The sequence below is a fragment of the Brevibacillus fluminis genome, from assembly GCF_003710825.1.
GTDB lineage: Bacteria > Bacillota > Bacilli > Brevibacillales > Brevibacillaceae > Brevibacillus_D > Brevibacillus_D fluminis.
Genome location: NZ_RHHQ01000002.1, coordinates 17,171 through 31,633, shown reverse-complemented (window position 1 = coordinate 31,633; position 14,463 = coordinate 17,171). Strand labels below are relative to the sequence as shown.

General features: G+C 50.7%; 17 protein-coding genes. 13 read left to right on the top strand and 4 right to left on the bottom strand.

Annotated features, from left to right (window positions below; genetic code table 11):
* Positions 1-312 precede the first annotated feature (312 nt).
* Both EDM56_RS00285 and EDM56_RS00280 read left to right on the top strand, forming a co-directional pair.
* A complete protein-coding gene (locus EDM56_RS00285; protein ID WP_122915880.1) occupies positions 313-861 on the top strand; it encodes a DUF5317 domain-containing protein in 549 nt (182 codons plus the stop codon).
* Entirely contained in the window at positions 845-2,182 is a 1,338-nt protein-coding gene (locus tag EDM56_RS00280; protein ID WP_122915879.1) for an HD-GYP domain-containing protein, read from the top strand. Before EDM56_RS00285 ends, EDM56_RS00280 begins: the two co-directional genes overlap by 17 nt.
* 34 nt (positions 2,183-2,216) lie before the next feature.
* On the opposite strand, the gene EDM56_RS00275 is transcribed toward EDM56_RS00280, so the two are convergent.
* Positions 2,217-2,756 carry a histidine phosphatase family protein gene (locus EDM56_RS00275; protein WP_122915878.1) on the bottom strand — a complete coding sequence of 180 codons (540 nt, stop codon included), beginning with the start codon at positions 2,754-2,756 and terminating at the stop codon, positions 2,217-2,219.
* 99 nt (positions 2,757-2,855) lie between these two features.
* Here EDM56_RS00275 and EDM56_RS00270 point away from each other — a divergent pair, with 99 nt between their 5' ends.
* The 5 genes from EDM56_RS00270 to EDM56_RS00250 all read left to right on the top strand — a co-directional run bounded on the left by EDM56_RS00270 (position 2,856) and on the right by EDM56_RS00250 (position 7,305).
* On the top strand, positions 2,856-3,278 hold the full coding sequence (locus EDM56_RS00270; protein ID WP_122915877.1) for a DUF4760 domain-containing protein: 423 nt from the start codon (positions 2,856-2,858) through the stop codon (positions 3,276-3,278).
* 188 nt (positions 3,279-3,466) lie between these two features.
* Positions 3,467-4,663 (top strand): HlyD family secretion protein, encoded by a 1,197-nt coding sequence (locus EDM56_RS00265; RefSeq protein WP_246009206.1) that lies wholly within the window; start codon positions 3,467-3,469, stop codon positions 4,661-4,663.
* Positions 4,660-5,448, top strand: a complete 789-nt coding sequence (locus tag EDM56_RS00260; RefSeq protein ID WP_122915876.1) for an ABC transporter ATP-binding protein — start codon at positions 4,660-4,662, stop codon at positions 5,446-5,448. The genes EDM56_RS00265 and EDM56_RS00260 overlap by 4 nt, the downstream gene beginning before the upstream one ends.
* On the top strand, positions 5,445-6,584 hold the full coding sequence (locus EDM56_RS00255) for an ABC transporter permease (protein ID WP_122915875.1): 1,140 nt from the start codon (positions 5,445-5,447) through the stop codon (positions 6,582-6,584). Before EDM56_RS00260 ends, EDM56_RS00255 begins: the two co-directional genes overlap by 4 nt.
* A 37-nt stretch (positions 6,585-6,621) precedes the next feature.
* A complete protein-coding gene (locus EDM56_RS00250; RefSeq protein ID WP_246009205.1) occupies positions 6,622-7,305 on the top strand; it encodes a TetR/AcrR family transcriptional regulator in 684 nt (227 codons plus the stop codon).
* Between the two features lie 104 nt (positions 7,306-7,409).
* On the opposite strand, the gene EDM56_RS00245 is transcribed toward EDM56_RS00250, so the two are convergent.
* Genes EDM56_RS00245 through EDM56_RS00235 form a run of 3 tightly spaced genes read right to left on the bottom strand, consistent with a single transcriptional unit; the run spans position 7,410 to position 8,237 of the window.
* On the bottom strand, positions 7,410-7,607 hold the full coding sequence (locus EDM56_RS00245; protein WP_122915873.1) for a hypothetical protein: 198 nt from the start codon (positions 7,605-7,607) through the stop codon (positions 7,410-7,412).
* Positions 7,608-7,620: 13 nt separating this feature from the next.
* Complete coding sequence (locus EDM56_RS00240) at positions 7,621-7,995, bottom strand: hypothetical protein (protein WP_148040342.1); 375 nt, start codon at positions 7,993-7,995, stop codon at positions 7,621-7,623.
* 59 nt (positions 7,996-8,054) lie between these two features.
* Complete coding sequence (locus EDM56_RS00235; protein WP_122915871.1) at positions 8,055-8,237, bottom strand: hypothetical protein; 183 nt, start codon at positions 8,235-8,237, stop codon at positions 8,055-8,057.
* A 160-nt stretch (positions 8,238-8,397) separates the two neighbouring features.
* On the opposite strand from EDM56_RS00235, the gene EDM56_RS00230 reads away from it, so the two are divergent.
* The 6 genes from EDM56_RS00230 (at position 8,398) to EDM56_RS00205 (ending at position 14,440) form a co-directional block, all read left to right on the top strand.
* On the top strand, positions 8,398-9,657 hold the full coding sequence (locus tag EDM56_RS00230; protein WP_122915870.1) for an argininosuccinate synthase: 1,260 nt from the start codon (positions 8,398-8,400) through the stop codon (positions 9,655-9,657).
* The gene (argH, locus tag EDM56_RS00225; RefSeq protein WP_122915869.1) at positions 9,654-11,099 is read left to right on the top strand and encodes an argininosuccinate lyase; all 1,446 of its coding nucleotides are present in this window, start codon (positions 9,654-9,656) and stop codon (positions 11,097-11,099) included. Before EDM56_RS00230 ends, argH begins: the two co-directional genes overlap by 4 nt.
* Before the next feature lie 26 nt (positions 11,100-11,125).
* Positions 11,126-11,512: a hypothetical protein gene (locus EDM56_RS31130; protein WP_148040341.1), complete on the top strand. Its 387-nt coding sequence runs from the start codon at positions 11,126-11,128 to the stop codon at positions 11,510-11,512.
* Positions 11,513-11,630: 118 nt separating this feature from the next.
* On the top strand, positions 11,631-12,317 hold the full coding sequence (gene ftsE / locus EDM56_RS00215; protein ID WP_122915867.1) for a cell division ATP-binding protein FtsE: 687 nt from the start codon (positions 11,631-11,633) through the stop codon (positions 12,315-12,317).
* On the top strand, positions 12,307-13,200 hold the full coding sequence (gene ftsX, locus EDM56_RS00210; protein WP_122915866.1) for a permease-like cell division protein FtsX: 894 nt from the start codon (positions 12,307-12,309) through the stop codon (positions 13,198-13,200). The genes ftsE and ftsX overlap by 11 nt, the downstream gene beginning before the upstream one ends.
* A 52-nt stretch (positions 13,201-13,252) precedes the next feature.
* Positions 13,253-14,440, top strand: a complete 1,188-nt coding sequence (locus tag EDM56_RS00205; protein WP_122915865.1) for a murein hydrolase activator EnvC family protein — start codon at positions 13,253-13,255, stop codon at positions 14,438-14,440.
* Positions 14,441-14,463 lie beyond the last annotated feature (23 nt).

Sequence of the window (14,463 nt, the reverse complement as noted above, 5' to 3'; positions counted from 1 at the left end):
TGTCGTATGGGAGGAGAGCCGTATGAAAAAAGTATTTTTCGCTGTACTGGTTGTTGCGGGCATCGTAGCAGCGACTTCCGCTGGCTGGAGCGCTTACCCCTAAACCTTGTAGCAAATGAATGGAAGGCAGCCGCTTCTTGAAGTGATTGCTCTTTCGACAGATGGGAATGTGCAACGAAGGCTCCGCCAAAGGCTTGGCGGAGCCCAGTTTCTATAACAGAAAAGTAGGTATAACAACCAAGGTTCCGCCAACGAGTCGGTGTAATCTGGTTTTTTAAAACAGATATATAAAAAAAGGAGGAACATCCATAAATGTTGGACGTGGTAGTCGTTTCGTTTGTGATTGCCTTCCTTAGAAGGGGCCGGATTCGCGAGATGCCCCAGTTTCACAGCTTGTGGGCGCTCGGAATCAGCATCCTTTTGCAAATAGGCTCCGCGTTTGTCGGCGAGTATGCCGGATTACTGGTCTCGATCTCGTACGTATTTACACTATTGTTCTTCTATAGTAACCGCGAGCATGAGGACATGCGCATTTTTATGATTGGGTGGCTCCTCAATGCGCTCGTAATCTGGGCGAATTACGGCAGGATGCCTGTCGATCTGGAGCAGGCGACGAAAGTGCCTTTCCCATTGGAAACGCTGATTGCAGGCACTGACTTCAAGCATGTGCTGCTCAATGAAGAAACGAATCTCCCGTTTCTCGCAGATTTCATTTACAAGCCTTTTTACTTTAAACGTGTCATCAGCATCGGTGATCTTTTTGTAATCTTGGGTACCTTCCTGCTCGTGCAACGCATCATGAACAAACCGCTATCTCTAATCCGCCTACGAGAAGGTAAACAATATGCGCCAAAACATTAGCTTGCGACTTAAAGGAATATTTGTTACCGTCGGTTTCCCGATTCTAGCACTGCTTATTTTGCTGTATGTGCTACAAGATTGGGAATCCAAAGAGAACCTGCAGATTTTGTTCGTTTATACGCTTCTGACGGTAATTGCCTGTTTTGCTCCGATCCGTACGTATCATGCGGTACTAACCTTAAACAGCGCAATCATTCTCTCCGGCATTTTGCTGGAGGGAGCATGGTTGGGAACATGGTCAGCTATTTTGGAAAATATATTGCTGGCCTTTTTGTTCAAAGCACATAAGAAAATGCTGCCGAATATCGGCCAATGGCTGGTCACGATCTGGATCGTGGGCTGCTTGAAAACGTGGCTGGATTCCTACCACATCCCCTGGATGATTGCCGACTTGCTGCTCATGTTCGTTTTCTTCGTGGCAAACACGGGTCTGTGCGCGATTCTCATCTCTAACTATGTCAACGTGTCGTGGTGGACCAAAGTCAAGGAAATGGTGCGGGGCGGTACAAGCGTCTACTTTTTGCTCATGATCATGGGCGATATCGGCGCTAGACTTGTTGCGCATACCGGCTGGCTGGCTATTTTGCCGGTCTCCATCGCTTTTTTGACCATTAGTGTTGTGTTTCGTCAGTACTTCGACGGGCTGGTCAAGCTCGAGGAGAAAGTCGCCGAGGTGAACTCGCTCAACCATTCCTTCCTGACTGCGCTGGCGCACTCCGTCGATGCAAGAGATCCATATACGCATGGGCATTCGAATCGCGTAGCCTCCTTTGGGCGTGAGATTGCCAGAGAGCTGCATGCCAAGCAAAGCTTTGTGGATGATGTGTATTTTGGCGGAATTTTGCATGATATCGGTAAGATCGGGATCGAGGACTATATTCTGAAAAAAGAAGGCAAGCTAACGGACGAAGAGTATGAACGAATCAAGGAACATCCTGTCATCGGCTATCAAATTTTGAAGCAGTCAGGCGTGTTCGAAGAGCTTTTGCCCGCGATTCGTTCCCATCATGAGCGGATTGACGGAAAAGGGTATCCCGATGGTTTGAAAGGGGAGCAAATTCCGCTGATCGCTCGCATACTGGCCGTAGCCGATGCGTTTGACGCGATGGTATCCGATCGTCCTTATCGCAAAGGAATGCCGGTGGATGAAGCGCTCAATCGAATCGACGCTGGTGCCGGTACGCAATTCGATGTGGAGTTGGCCCGGGTGTTCGTCCAATACATAAAAAAATTGCCACCTGATGAATTGGAGGCAATGATCCGCTTGGAGGGTCGTGTGGTTACGGAAAACGAAAGAAAATTGGAAGAGGTACTCGTGTAGGGTACCTCTTTTGTCTTGCAAGTCGCGGTCGTGCTCAACCCCACATGCGCTCGATCTGCGTCGCGTCCGATGAAAAGCGCAAGACATACACATCGGGATTGGTGAGTGCTTTCCACTCGGCAAATCCATACCGGTCGTCGAAATGCTTGAGCAGCAAGGTCATCAGGCCACCGTGGGTCACCACTGCGGTTGCCTCGGTATGATGCGCAAGGATGTCGCGGATAGCTGCAGCGCCGCGCTGCATGGCGGTTCGATTTGATTCGCCGCCTTCTAGGCACAAGTCCAAATCGTCGAAGGATTGGGACAAATGAGTAAGCCAGTCATCGAGGGGAACGGATGATAGAACACGCTCCGTCAAACGTGAGTCTGTCTCAATAGAGAGATCATTTCGCCGGGCGAAAGGTTCGATGGTCTGGCATGCCCGCAAAAAGGTGCTCGAGACAATGCGTTCGATTTCCAATGGTTCTAAGAATGAGGCGAGCTGTACCGCCTGGTCTTGTCCGGTTGCCGTCAAAGGCGCGTCAGGTTCTTGTCCGGATGCTTGGCAATGTCTGATCAAGTATATGCGTTTCATGTCGTATCGCCTCCTTTTTTACTTTTTCTTCCTGCTTGTCTGCGTGTATGGCAGATGCGATACTACAAGTATATGACAATATTAGGGAGGAAAAAAAGCATGGTGGTCCCTACTTTCCAGGACGCGGAAATCATCCTGCGCCTGTACGACCAATATGAATCGGAACGCATTCGCGCGGCGCGACGCTGGCTGAGCCAAGAAGTGATGGATGGAACCTATGAGCAGTTTCTGGAGAAATTCCCGGCTGGCAGTGACGGGTACATGAACTTCCAAACGCTGTATGGCTTTTTCGAAATGGTAGGCGTCCTGTTCAAAAATAGGCTTGTCCATCCCGACCTTTTATTTGACATGTGGTATATCAATGGTATTTTCAGCAAGCTGTATCCGATTATTACAGGGATTCGTGAAGGTGGAGACGTGCATGTAGCGGAGAATTTTGAGAGTTTGGCGCTTGCCGAGCTAGAATGGATCGGCAGGGTGAAAGGCGCGGAATACGTCCCGAGCCTTCCGTATGTCAAATGAGTACATAACGGTATCAACACCCGGATGATGGCCATACAGGCTGCTTCCGGGTTTTTTTACGAATGGTGTGGATGAAATATGGAAAGGGAGAGGACAGAAAATGGGGATATACAAGTGAAAGGAAAGAGCATATAATGAGCTCAAAAAGCGAGTGATTACTCACTTTTAATTCCAAAGGGGGATATATCATGATGCGACGGACCTTTTTGACATGGGGGATTGCGGCCGCCATGCTGGCACTGACAACGGGCTGCTCGTTTTCTCATAATGATGCGGCCGCCTTATCGGGGACGTTGGAAGCGGAGGAGCTGCCGGTGGTTGCCGAGGTAGGCGGCACTTTGCTGAAGCTAGATGTGGATGAAGGAGCCGCGGTCAAAAAGAATGACATCCTCGCCGTCATCGATGATAGAAGCTATGCGTTGACCATCAAAGAAGCCGAGGCTGCTTTGATGCAGGCCACCGCACGGCTGGAAGAGGCAAAAGCCGGGTCCCGCAACCAGACGCTGAAAAAAGGAGCGGCACAAGTTCAGCAAGCCGCTTCATCTGTGACAGTTGCACAAGCGCGCGTCAGGCAGGCCAAGGCGAATCTGGATCGTGTGCAAGACCAGATGAGTCAGGCGCAAAGCCAGCTGGAAGGCGCCAAGCAGACGCTCGCGTACCAGCAATCCCGTTTGCAGGATACAAATTGGCTATTTGCCAGCGGTGCAGTTTCCAAGCGGGACTTGGACGCACAGGCGGAGGTCGTCAATCAGGCGCAAACACAAGTGAACCAATTGACCGCGCAGCTATCCTCAACCCAGGCCCAGTATGCCGCGGCAAGAGAAGACTGGGAAGCTGCGCAAGCAACCGTTGGAACGTCAAAAGCGCAGATGGATAGCGCGCAGGCCGATCTGGACCTGTTGCAGGAAGGAAGCACGGATTACAATCTGAAGGCGCTCTTGGCTGCACAGCTGCAGGCCCAGGCAAAGCTGGACCAAGCCAAGTTGCAGGAGGAAAAGACTCAGGTGCTTGCCCCGGCGGATGGCTCCATCCTGCGCAAAAACGTCACACAAGGCGAGCTAACAAAAGCAGGTTCCACCTTGTTCACCATGATGAAAAAGGATCAGCTCAAAGTGAAGGTATATATTCCGGAAGCCGACCTTAGCCATGTACAAGTCGGGCAGAAAGTGGCGGTAAAAGTCGATGCTTACCCGAACGAGCAGTTCCCCGGAGTCATTCGTTCGATAGCCGATAAAGCAGAGTTCACGCCCAAAAACGTACAGACCACAGCGGAGCGAACCAAAATGGTGTTCGCCGTTACCGTCGCCATGGAAAGCGGCTTCGACAAGCTGCGTCCCGGAATGCCTGCGGACGTATATGTGACAGAACAGGTGGGAGCGAAATGAGCGAGGTCGTGATTCGGTGTGAAAATTTGACGAAGGTGTTTCAGGAGCGGATCGCTGTCAATAACGTCTCCATCGAGATTGAAAAGGGTACGATTTACGGATTTTTGGGGCCGAATGGCTCGGGTAAGTCGACGACGATCCGCATGCTTTGCGGCCTTTTGGTGCCGACCTCCGGGAAGGGGGAGGTGCTCGGGTTTGATGTGATGACCGAGAGTGAGGAAATCAAGCAGCGAATCGGCTACATGTCACAAAAATTCAGCCTGTATGAAGATTTGACGGTTGAGGAAAACCTTGATTTTTATGCGGGCGTGTACGGCATTTCCGGAGCCGAGCTGGTGAGACGGAAAACTGAGCTGATCGAGATGGCGGGTTTGACCGGTCGGGAAAAACAGCTGGCAGGATCGCTGTCTGGCGGCTGGAAGCAGCGGCTTGCCCTATCGTGTGCGCTTTTACACCAGCCAGAGCTCTTGATCCTCGATGAGCCGACAGCGGGTGTTGATCCAGTGTCGCGTCGGATTTTCTGGGATGTGATCCATAAGCTGGCGCAAGCAGGCATGACGATTCTGGTCAGTACGCATTACATGGATGAGGCGCAAACGTGCGATGCCATCGGGTTCATCTTTTTCGGTACTTTACTGGCCCAAGGAACGCCGCAGCAGCTAATCGAGCAAATGGATGCGCACAATCTGGAGGACGTTTTCATCGGACTTGTTGAGCAGGAAGAAGCAAAGCTGAAGGCGGCGAGAAACGTAGACGCAGCCAAGGAAAGGGAGGGGAGGGCATGAAGCACTTCAGTTGGTCGCGCTATCGTTCGATTGTCAAAAAGGAAGCGATCCAGATTCGTCGTGACCGAGCCAGCCTTGGCATTGCGCTGGTCATGCCGATCATGCTCTTATTTCTGTTTGGGTATGCCGTCAATACCGATGTCGAGCACATCGCGACAGGCGTTTGGGATCAGAGCCACTCGGCAGACAGCCGCGAATTGGCACAAAACCTGGCCAACACGAACATTTTCGCGATCGAGACGTATGTGCAGAGCGATGACGAACTGGAGCAGCTGATCGATCAAGGCAAAATTGATGTAGGGTTGGTGATACCCGCCGATTTTGCCACGAAACGGGATCGCAATGAGCCTGTGGCCGTTCAGCTGCTGGTCAATGGCTCCGACCCCAACATCGCGCGGACAGCGGTGTCGAATGCACAGCTGATCGTGCAGAACAAAGCGATCTCCATTCAGGAGGCCAACATGCAAAAACAAGGCATGGGCAAGCTGGAGCTGCCGCTCTCCCTGGAATCGCGGGTGTTGTTCAATCCAAACATGGAAAGCATCGTGTTCAACATTCCCGGATTGATCGGCCTGATCATGCAAAACGTGACGATGATCCTCACTGCCTTTTCACTGGTCAGGGAGAAGGAACGCGGCACAATGGAGCAGCTGATCGTTACGCCGATCCGGCCGCTGGAGCTGCTCCTTGGCAAAATTACGCCTTACGTCGGGATTGGCCTCTTTTCCTTTTGCATCGTGCTCTTTCTCGGGACATATTGGTTCGGCGTTCCAGTAAAAGGAAGCATCCTGCTTCTCGTGCTGCTGTCGCTGCTCTTTCTCATCACGACGCTTGTGCTGGGCATTTTCATTTCGACCATCGCCAAAACGCAGCTGCAGGCCATGCAGGTGGCTTTTGCCTTCATCTTGCCGAGCGTGCTTCTCTCCGGCTTTATGTTTCCACGCGATACGATGCCGCTCGTGATACAATGGTTGGGTGGGCTTGTCCCGCTTACTTATTTTTTGGAAATTTTGCGCGGCATTTTTCTCAAAGGCGTGGATTTATCCGCTCTTTGGTTGGATACACTTGGCATGACGGTATTTTGCGTAGTGATAATCGTGATTGCCATGCTTCGTTTCCGCAAGCAAATCGACTAGCGAATATGGTCGAATGGGAGTTAAGGAGGATGCGAACGTGAGTGGAGATGCATTTGAAGAAAATATCCAAGTATTTTTGAATGAGCTGAAGGATGAAGATGTCATGACGGCCAAGCAAAAAAGCATTTTGCAGGCGGCCATTAAACTGTTCGCGGAGAAAGGGTTCCATGCCAGCTCTACGGCGGAAATTGCCAAGGAAGCGGGTGTTGCAGAGGGAACGATCTTTCGCCACTACAAATCAAAAAAAGACATCCTGATCGCAGCGGTAGCACCGATGGTCGTCAAAAGCGCGGCCCCGTTTCTGCTAAAGGATGTCCGTGCTATATTGCAGCCGCAGAAGGAGCAGCCGCTCGGCGAGGTAATCACAAGCTTGTACAAAAACCGGCTGGCACTGCTGGAGGCCAATCGCAATCACGCCCGTATCCTTTTTCAGGAGGCGTTTTTCCATGAAGAACTGCGCGATGCGATCATCAATCATGTCGCAAAGGTAGCCAAAAACCTGGCGCAGCAATTCATTGAAAGCAGAATCGCATCTGGCGAGCTGCGGCCGCTCCCGGCGGACCTGATCGTGCGCGCATTCATCTCGATGCTGGCGGGTATGGTCATTTTCAAATCAGTCGACGTGTTTGATGACATCCCGATGCGCTCGGATGATGAGCTGGTCGCGATGACCGTCGATATTTTACTTAATGGGATTGCCAATCGTCCTGTTCAATCGTGACTTCGCCTGTGGTAGGGTTCATGTAAGTGGATTGGGTCGGGATCGCAGGGAGGTACACCAGCTTTGGCGACTCTTTCGGGTCAAGTGGCACGACGTAAAACAGCTCAAGCTTCAATTTTTTTCATATACATCGCTTTCGCCGTTTCCAGTGGAACGGCGTTTTTGTTTGCTAGAACTGTCGGTTGATTGGTCTGTGGCTCGTATTCAAAGCGTGAGATTTTGCCGCTGAACTTGTTTGCGATAATGCGGATGAAACCGCCGCCGTTCTCATTGAGAATGCCGTCTTTAGAAACGGGTTGCATCTCGATTTCATCTTCATTCTCGGAGGAGCTTCGCATCTTTATAGTCTGTCACTGTCTGTACGGTCAACGGTTTTGCAGCGGTCGAAATGCGTTGTATGCCGACAAACCGACCTTGCTTTGGATCAGTCGGCTCAGCGGCACCGGATACAGCATTTATTGCGTTTTTATACATGATTTTGTATGTATATTCGTCGTTTTTAAAAGCGGGAATGACTTCAACCTCTTTGGCAAACGCTTCTCTCGCTGCTTCCGGGGTGATGACCTTGAATCGGTTGGGGAAAGTGTCCTCTTTCGGCAGCTTGAGATTGCTCTGTTGGTAGGAGACGACATGTCCTTTCCAATCGACCCAAATGGTTGACCAGCCGTTTTGCAGCGGGATTCCATTCACTTTTTGATACACCTTTACCCCGAGCAAATTCTCCCTGTTGGTCTTCGGTTCTCCGGAGATTAGTTCGTCTGATAGTGCATAATTGCCTGGCAGCAAAGAATCCGAGAATGTGGCAGCAGCTTTTGCGGTGTCTGCTCCGTCATGGCACTAACCCCGCCGGATCCATAAGCGAATGCGCTCATTGGCGCAAATGCCAGCATGTTTAGCACCAACGTACTCGCAACTACTTTCTCCCACTTCAAAATAAAACGCCTCCTCACACGCCAAATGGAAGTATCAGGTATACGTTACAAAAACAGTACGTTCTATCGTTAAAAAAGTAACAATTTTTGTTGTTGTATTTTTATTAACTCGAATGTATAATTACTCATATACACCAGAACGAAGTGAGGAGAAAATAAAATGAGCAAAGAAAAAATCGTATTGGCCTATTCCGGCGGTTTAGATACATCTGTAGCGATCAAATGGTTGCAAGACACATACAATTATGACGTTATCGCGGTAGCGTTGGACGTAGGTGAAGGGAAAGACCTGGATTTCGTGCAGGAAAAAGCGTTGAAAGTAGGCGCCATCAAATCCATCGTGGTTGATGCGAAAGAAACGTTCGCACAAGAACTGGTTTTGCCTGCATTGAAAGCAAACGCAATGTATGAAGGCAAATATCCGCTCGTTTCCGCGCTGTCTCGTTATCTGATCTCCCGCGTTTTGGTAGAAATCGCAGAGAAAGAAGGGGCGGTTGCAGTAGCGCACGGTTGCACGGGCAAAGGTAATGACCAAGTGCGCTTCGACTTGTCCTTCACCGCTTTGAATCCGAACCTCAAAATCGTTGCTCCTGTCCGTGAGTGGGGCTGGACGCGCGATGAAGAGATCGAATATGCAAAAGAAAACAACATTCCAATTCCGATTGACCTCGACAACCCATACAGCATCGACCAAAACCTGTGGGGCAGAAGCTGCGAGTGCGGCGTACTGGAAGATCCATGGGCAGCTCCGCCAGAAGGCGCATACGATTTGACCAAATCCATTGCGGATGCACCGGATGAAGCGGAAGAAATCGAAATCACGTTTGTAAAAGGCGTGCCAACCGCGCTGAACGGCGAGGAAATGCTGCTGTCCGATCTGATCCTGAAGCTGAACAAAATCGCAGGCAACCACGGCGTGGGACGCATCGACCACGTAGAAAACCGTTTGGTAGGTATCAAATCGCGTGAAGTGTATGAGACGCCAGCAGCTACGACTTTGATCTTGGCACACCGTGAGCTGGAATTTTTGACACAGCCTCGTGAAGTGGCGCAATTCAAGCCAATTATCGAGCAAAAACTGTCCCAAATCATTTACGAAGGCCTCTGGTATTCGCCAATCCGCAATGCGGTAGAAGCGTTCATCGAGGAAACTCAACAACATGTGACAGGCGTCGTGCGCGTGAAGCTGCACAAAGGCCATGCGATCGTCGTAGGCCGCAAATCCGAGCACACCTTGTACAGCCACGAACTGGCTACGTATGCAAAAGGCGATACGTTTGACCATAAAGCAGCGATCGGCTTCATCAAGCTGTGGGGCTTGCCAACGAAAGTTCATGCGCAAGTGAACGAAGGCTACCTGCAAAAATCGTTCAAAACCAATATCAACATTGTCAAAGAAAAGGATGCGATTACCCAATGAAACTATGGGGAGGACGCTTCACAAAACCGACCAATCAATTGGTAGATGAATATACAGCCTCAATTACTTTTGATCAGCAGATGTGGCGCCAGGATATTGTCGGCAGCCTCGCTCATGTCGCCATGCTCGGCAAGTGCGGCATCCTTCCTATGGACGAAGTGAAGCAAATCATCAACGGCTTGAAGAAGGTGAAAGAAAAGATTGAGCGCGGCCAGGTGACATTCACTGTGGCGAACGAAGACGTTCATATGAATATCGAAAAGCTGCTCATCGATGAAATCGGCCCTGTCGGTGGCAAGCTGCACACCGGCAGAAGCCGTAATGACCAGGTAGCGCTGGATATGCACTTGTATCTACGCGAAAAAATGATGGAAATCATCCAACTGGCCATGTACCTGCAAAAAGCGTTGGTGAACCAAGCGGAAAATCATCTGGATACCGTCATGCCCGGCTATACGCACCTTCAGCGTGCGCAGCCGGTGCTGCTCGGCTATCATTTGACCGCCTATGTATCCATGCTGCAGCGTGACATCGAGCGCTTGCAGGAGAGCTGGAAACGCGTCAATGTGCTTCCGCTCGGAGCAGGTGCGCTGGCTGGGACGACGTTCCCGATCGATCGCGAATTCGTTGCGGAAATGCTCGCTTTTGACGGTATTTACGTGAACAGCATGGACGCGGTGAGCGATCGTGACTTTATCGTGGAGTTCCTCTCCGCATCCGCGCTGCTGATGACGCATCTCTCCCGTATGTGCGAGGAGTTGATCATCTGGAGCAGCCAGGAATTCAATTTCATCGAGCTGGATGATGCATTCTGCACAGGCTCTTCCATCATGCCACAGAAAAAAAATCCGGACGTCGCTGAGCTCGTGCGCGGCAAAACGGGCCGTGTCTATGGGAATCTGTTTGGCCTCTTGACTGTCCTGAAAGGCTTGCCGCTGGCGTACAACAAAGACATGCAGGAAGACAAGGAAGGCATGTTCGACACGGTATCTACGCTGCACGGCGCATTGGCCCTTCTTACACCAATGATGGAAACCATGCAGGTGCGCAAAGAGCGTATGCGCCAAGCCGTAACGAACGATTTCGCCAACGCAACCGATCTGGCCGACTACCTGGCTGCCAAAGGCTTGCCTTTCCGTCAGGCGCATGAAGTCGTAGGCAAAGCGGTGCTGTACTGCATCCAAAACGGCAAATATTTGCTGGATTGCTCCCTTGAAGAATTCAAATCGTTCTCCCCGCTCGTCGAGGAAGACATTTACAACAGACTTGATGTCGACACAGTTGTCAACGCGCGCAATGTACTGGGCGGCACAGCCCGCAACCAGGTCGAAAAACAAATCGCCACATTCCGCGAAAAACTGGTCGTCACGCAAGCATGGATCGATGCCAACAGCCAAAAAGTGATGATAGAATCACTGATCGACGTAGGCTCTCCAGTATAAACAAATAATAGGAAACCCCTTTCTGATTGAAGAAAGGGGTTTTTGATGCTTTTATTATTTCCATTCCCTTAAAGTGTTTTTTGGGGGCCAGAGCACGGGATTTTTGCAAAAAAGCGCGGCGCAGCCTTGGACATGCCCACCTGGCGCAAGCGAAAAAACGGAAACGCTTTTGCGCCACATATCATCTTCGAGACACGCCCGCCGCGCAGCGTGTGGCTTTGGGGCGCAGTTTCCGTTTTTTCGTTTGCGCCGGTCCTCACGGCCCCCAGAAGGCATGGCAACAGCGGAGCGTCGCTTTTTTGCAAAAATCCCCGCTCGACCACAAAAGCCCAAAAATCACCCCCTCCCCACCACTTTTTCGACAAAAGATAAGAGAATTAGGGGATAACATTGACCTTTTTACGGTGGTATAATGGGAAGAACGGGCACCAATTTGCGGAAAATGTCTGTTGTTTGCAACAAAATGACGATGGGAAATGTCGAAAAGATTGCGATACATATGAGAATCTAGGTAGTTGGGAAGTGATTAGTTTGATCGAGATGTTTGATGTGTGGAAAACCTATCCCAACGGAACGAACGCGTTAAAAGGGATCAACGTCCGCATCGAAAAAGGGGAGTTTGTCTACGTCGTCGGTCCGAGCGGCGCAGGGAAATCGACCTTTATCAAGTTAATGTATCGGGAAGAAAAGCCAAGCAAAGGACAAATTTTTCTTGGCGGATTTAACGTAAGTCGAATCAAGGAACGACAAATACCGTCGGTTCGACGCAGCATTGGTGTCGTGTTTCAGGATTTCAAATTGTTGCCGAATTTAAGCGTGTTGGAAAACGTCGCCTTTGCGATGGAAGTTATCGAAGCGCCGCAAAAAATCATCAAGCCGCGGGTGATGGATGTGCTTGGTCTGGTCAAGCTGAAGCACAAGGCCAAAATGCTGCCGAGCGAGCTATCCGGCGGGGAGCAACAGCGTGTTGCACTGGCACGGGCTCTGGTCAACAGCCCTGGCATCATCATCGCCGACGAGCCGACCGGTAACCTGGACCCGGAAACCTCCTGGGACATCATGAACCTGTTCGAAGAAATCAATAACCGTGGTACGACCATCGTGATGGCGACGCATAACCGCGAAATCGTCAACACCATGCGCAAACGGGTTATTGCCATCGAAGCGGGCGAAATCGTGCGCGACCAGCAGAGAGGGGAATACGGTTATGAAGATTAGAACGCTGGGGCGTCATGTGCGTGAGGGGATGAAGAATCTGGGCCGCAACGGCTGGATGACATTCGCCTCGATCAGCGCGGTGACCATCACCCTGTTTATTCTCGGAGTGTTCTTACTCCTGGCGTTCAACGTCAACTATATTGCACAAACAATCGAGAAGCAGGTGGAAATCCGCGTCTTCGTCGATCTCTTGGCGGATAAGCCAGCTATTGAGCAACTTGAAGCAAAATTAAAGACATTGCCAAAAGTGGAAAGCGTCCAATTCGTGTCCAAAGACCAAGGCTTAGTCAACTTCAGGAAAAGCATGGGGGAAAAAGGATACTTGCTGGACGGCATGGAGAAGGAGAATCCGTTTCCCGATTCATTCGTCGTTAAAACCAAACAACCACAGGATACAGCGGAAGTCGCGCAGGCGATTAAAAAAATCCCGTCCATTACCGATGTAAATTACGGGGAAGGCACGGTCGAAAAGCTGTTTGTCACGACCCGTACGGTGCGTGACATCGGGATCGTGTTCATCGTCGGGCTGGCGTTTACCGCAATGTTCCTGATTGCCAATACGATCAAGCTGACGATCGTGGCGCGCCGCCGCGAGATTGAGATCATGAAGCTGGTTGGTGCGACCAACTGGTTCATTCGTTGGCCCTTCTTTGTTGAAGGCCTGATGATGGGCATGGTTGGTGCCCTTATTCCGATCCTGATTTTGGGCTTCGGTTATCACTACCTCTTGAGTCTAGTCACCAATGGAAGTGTGATTCCGTTCTTTAAGCTGCTGCCGCTGTTTCCGTTGGGTTATCAGGTAGCGCTATTGTTGCTGGCGATCGGCGCCTTCATCGGGATCTGGGGCAGTATGGTTTCCGTACGTCGCTTCTTGCGTGTGTAAATAAGTAGGAAAAGAGTAGGTTTGTGAGACTGAACCTTTGGGGAGGAAGAGCATGAACAAGAAGGGGATCCTTTTGGCGGTTCTATCCAGCGCCATCGTGTGGAGCAGCTATCCGGCTTCGGTCGGATATGCGAGCAAATCTTTGGACAAGATCAATCAGGAAATTAGCGAAATAAAAAAGAAGAAAAGATCACAACAATCTGAGATCAACAAAATTTCTGGCCAAATTAACGATATCCAAAAGAAGCAAGTGAATCTGAACAACGAGCTGATGGCGATCGATTTGCGCCGCAATGAGACGCAAGGCAGGCTCGACAAATTGGACAAGCAGATTGAGGATACGACGGCCAAAGCGGTTCAGGCGCAAGAACAGCTCGACGAAGCGGAGGAGCGCGTAGCGAAGCGCGAAACGATGCTCAAGACGCGACTGCGCTCCATGTATGAGCGTGGCAACTCCACATACTTGGAAGTGCTGTTCGGTTCCTCGGATATCGGCGACTTCCTCACCCGCCTGCAGGGTGTCCAACTGATTGTAGAATCGGACACGCGCATTTTGGAGGACAACCTGAAAGACAAGCAGACGGTCGAAGCGAAAAAAGCCGAGGTCGAGAAGCATCTGAAAAACTACGAGAATATGTTTGCAGAAGCGGAAAACCTCAAAGCCGACTTGGACAAGCAGTACAAGCAGAGCACCGTGATCAAGGCGGAACTGCAAAAGCAGGAAAAAGACTTGCATGAAATTCAGGCAGAGGAAGAAGAAAAGCTGCTGGCTTATGCCCGGGAGGAAGCAAGCAAAGTAGCAGAGCGTTCCAAGCTCCTTGCAGCAAGTAACTACAGAGGCGGCGCATTGGGACTCCCCTTGCCTCCAGGCAGCTTCCGCTTCTCATCTGGATTCGGGATGCGTACCGATCCCTTTACCGGAAAGTCGGCCGGGCACAACGGGCTCGACATGGCCGCGCCAAAAGGGACAAGCATTTTCGCGGCTGAAGACGGCATCGTGATCGTAGCCAGCTATGTGAACGGCTTTGGGAACTGCGTTATGATCAAGCATAACGAGCATATCACCACGTTGTACGGTCATATTCGTGAGGGTGGAATCAAGGTAAGTGTGGGACAAGCTGTGAAAAAAGGCCAAAAAGTCGCGGAAGTCGGCTCTACAGGCCGTTCCACCGGTAACCACCTGCATTTTACAGTTTATAAGGACGACGTTGCGGTAGACCCGAGACCATATATACAGTAATATGGGTAACACAAATATTGTGA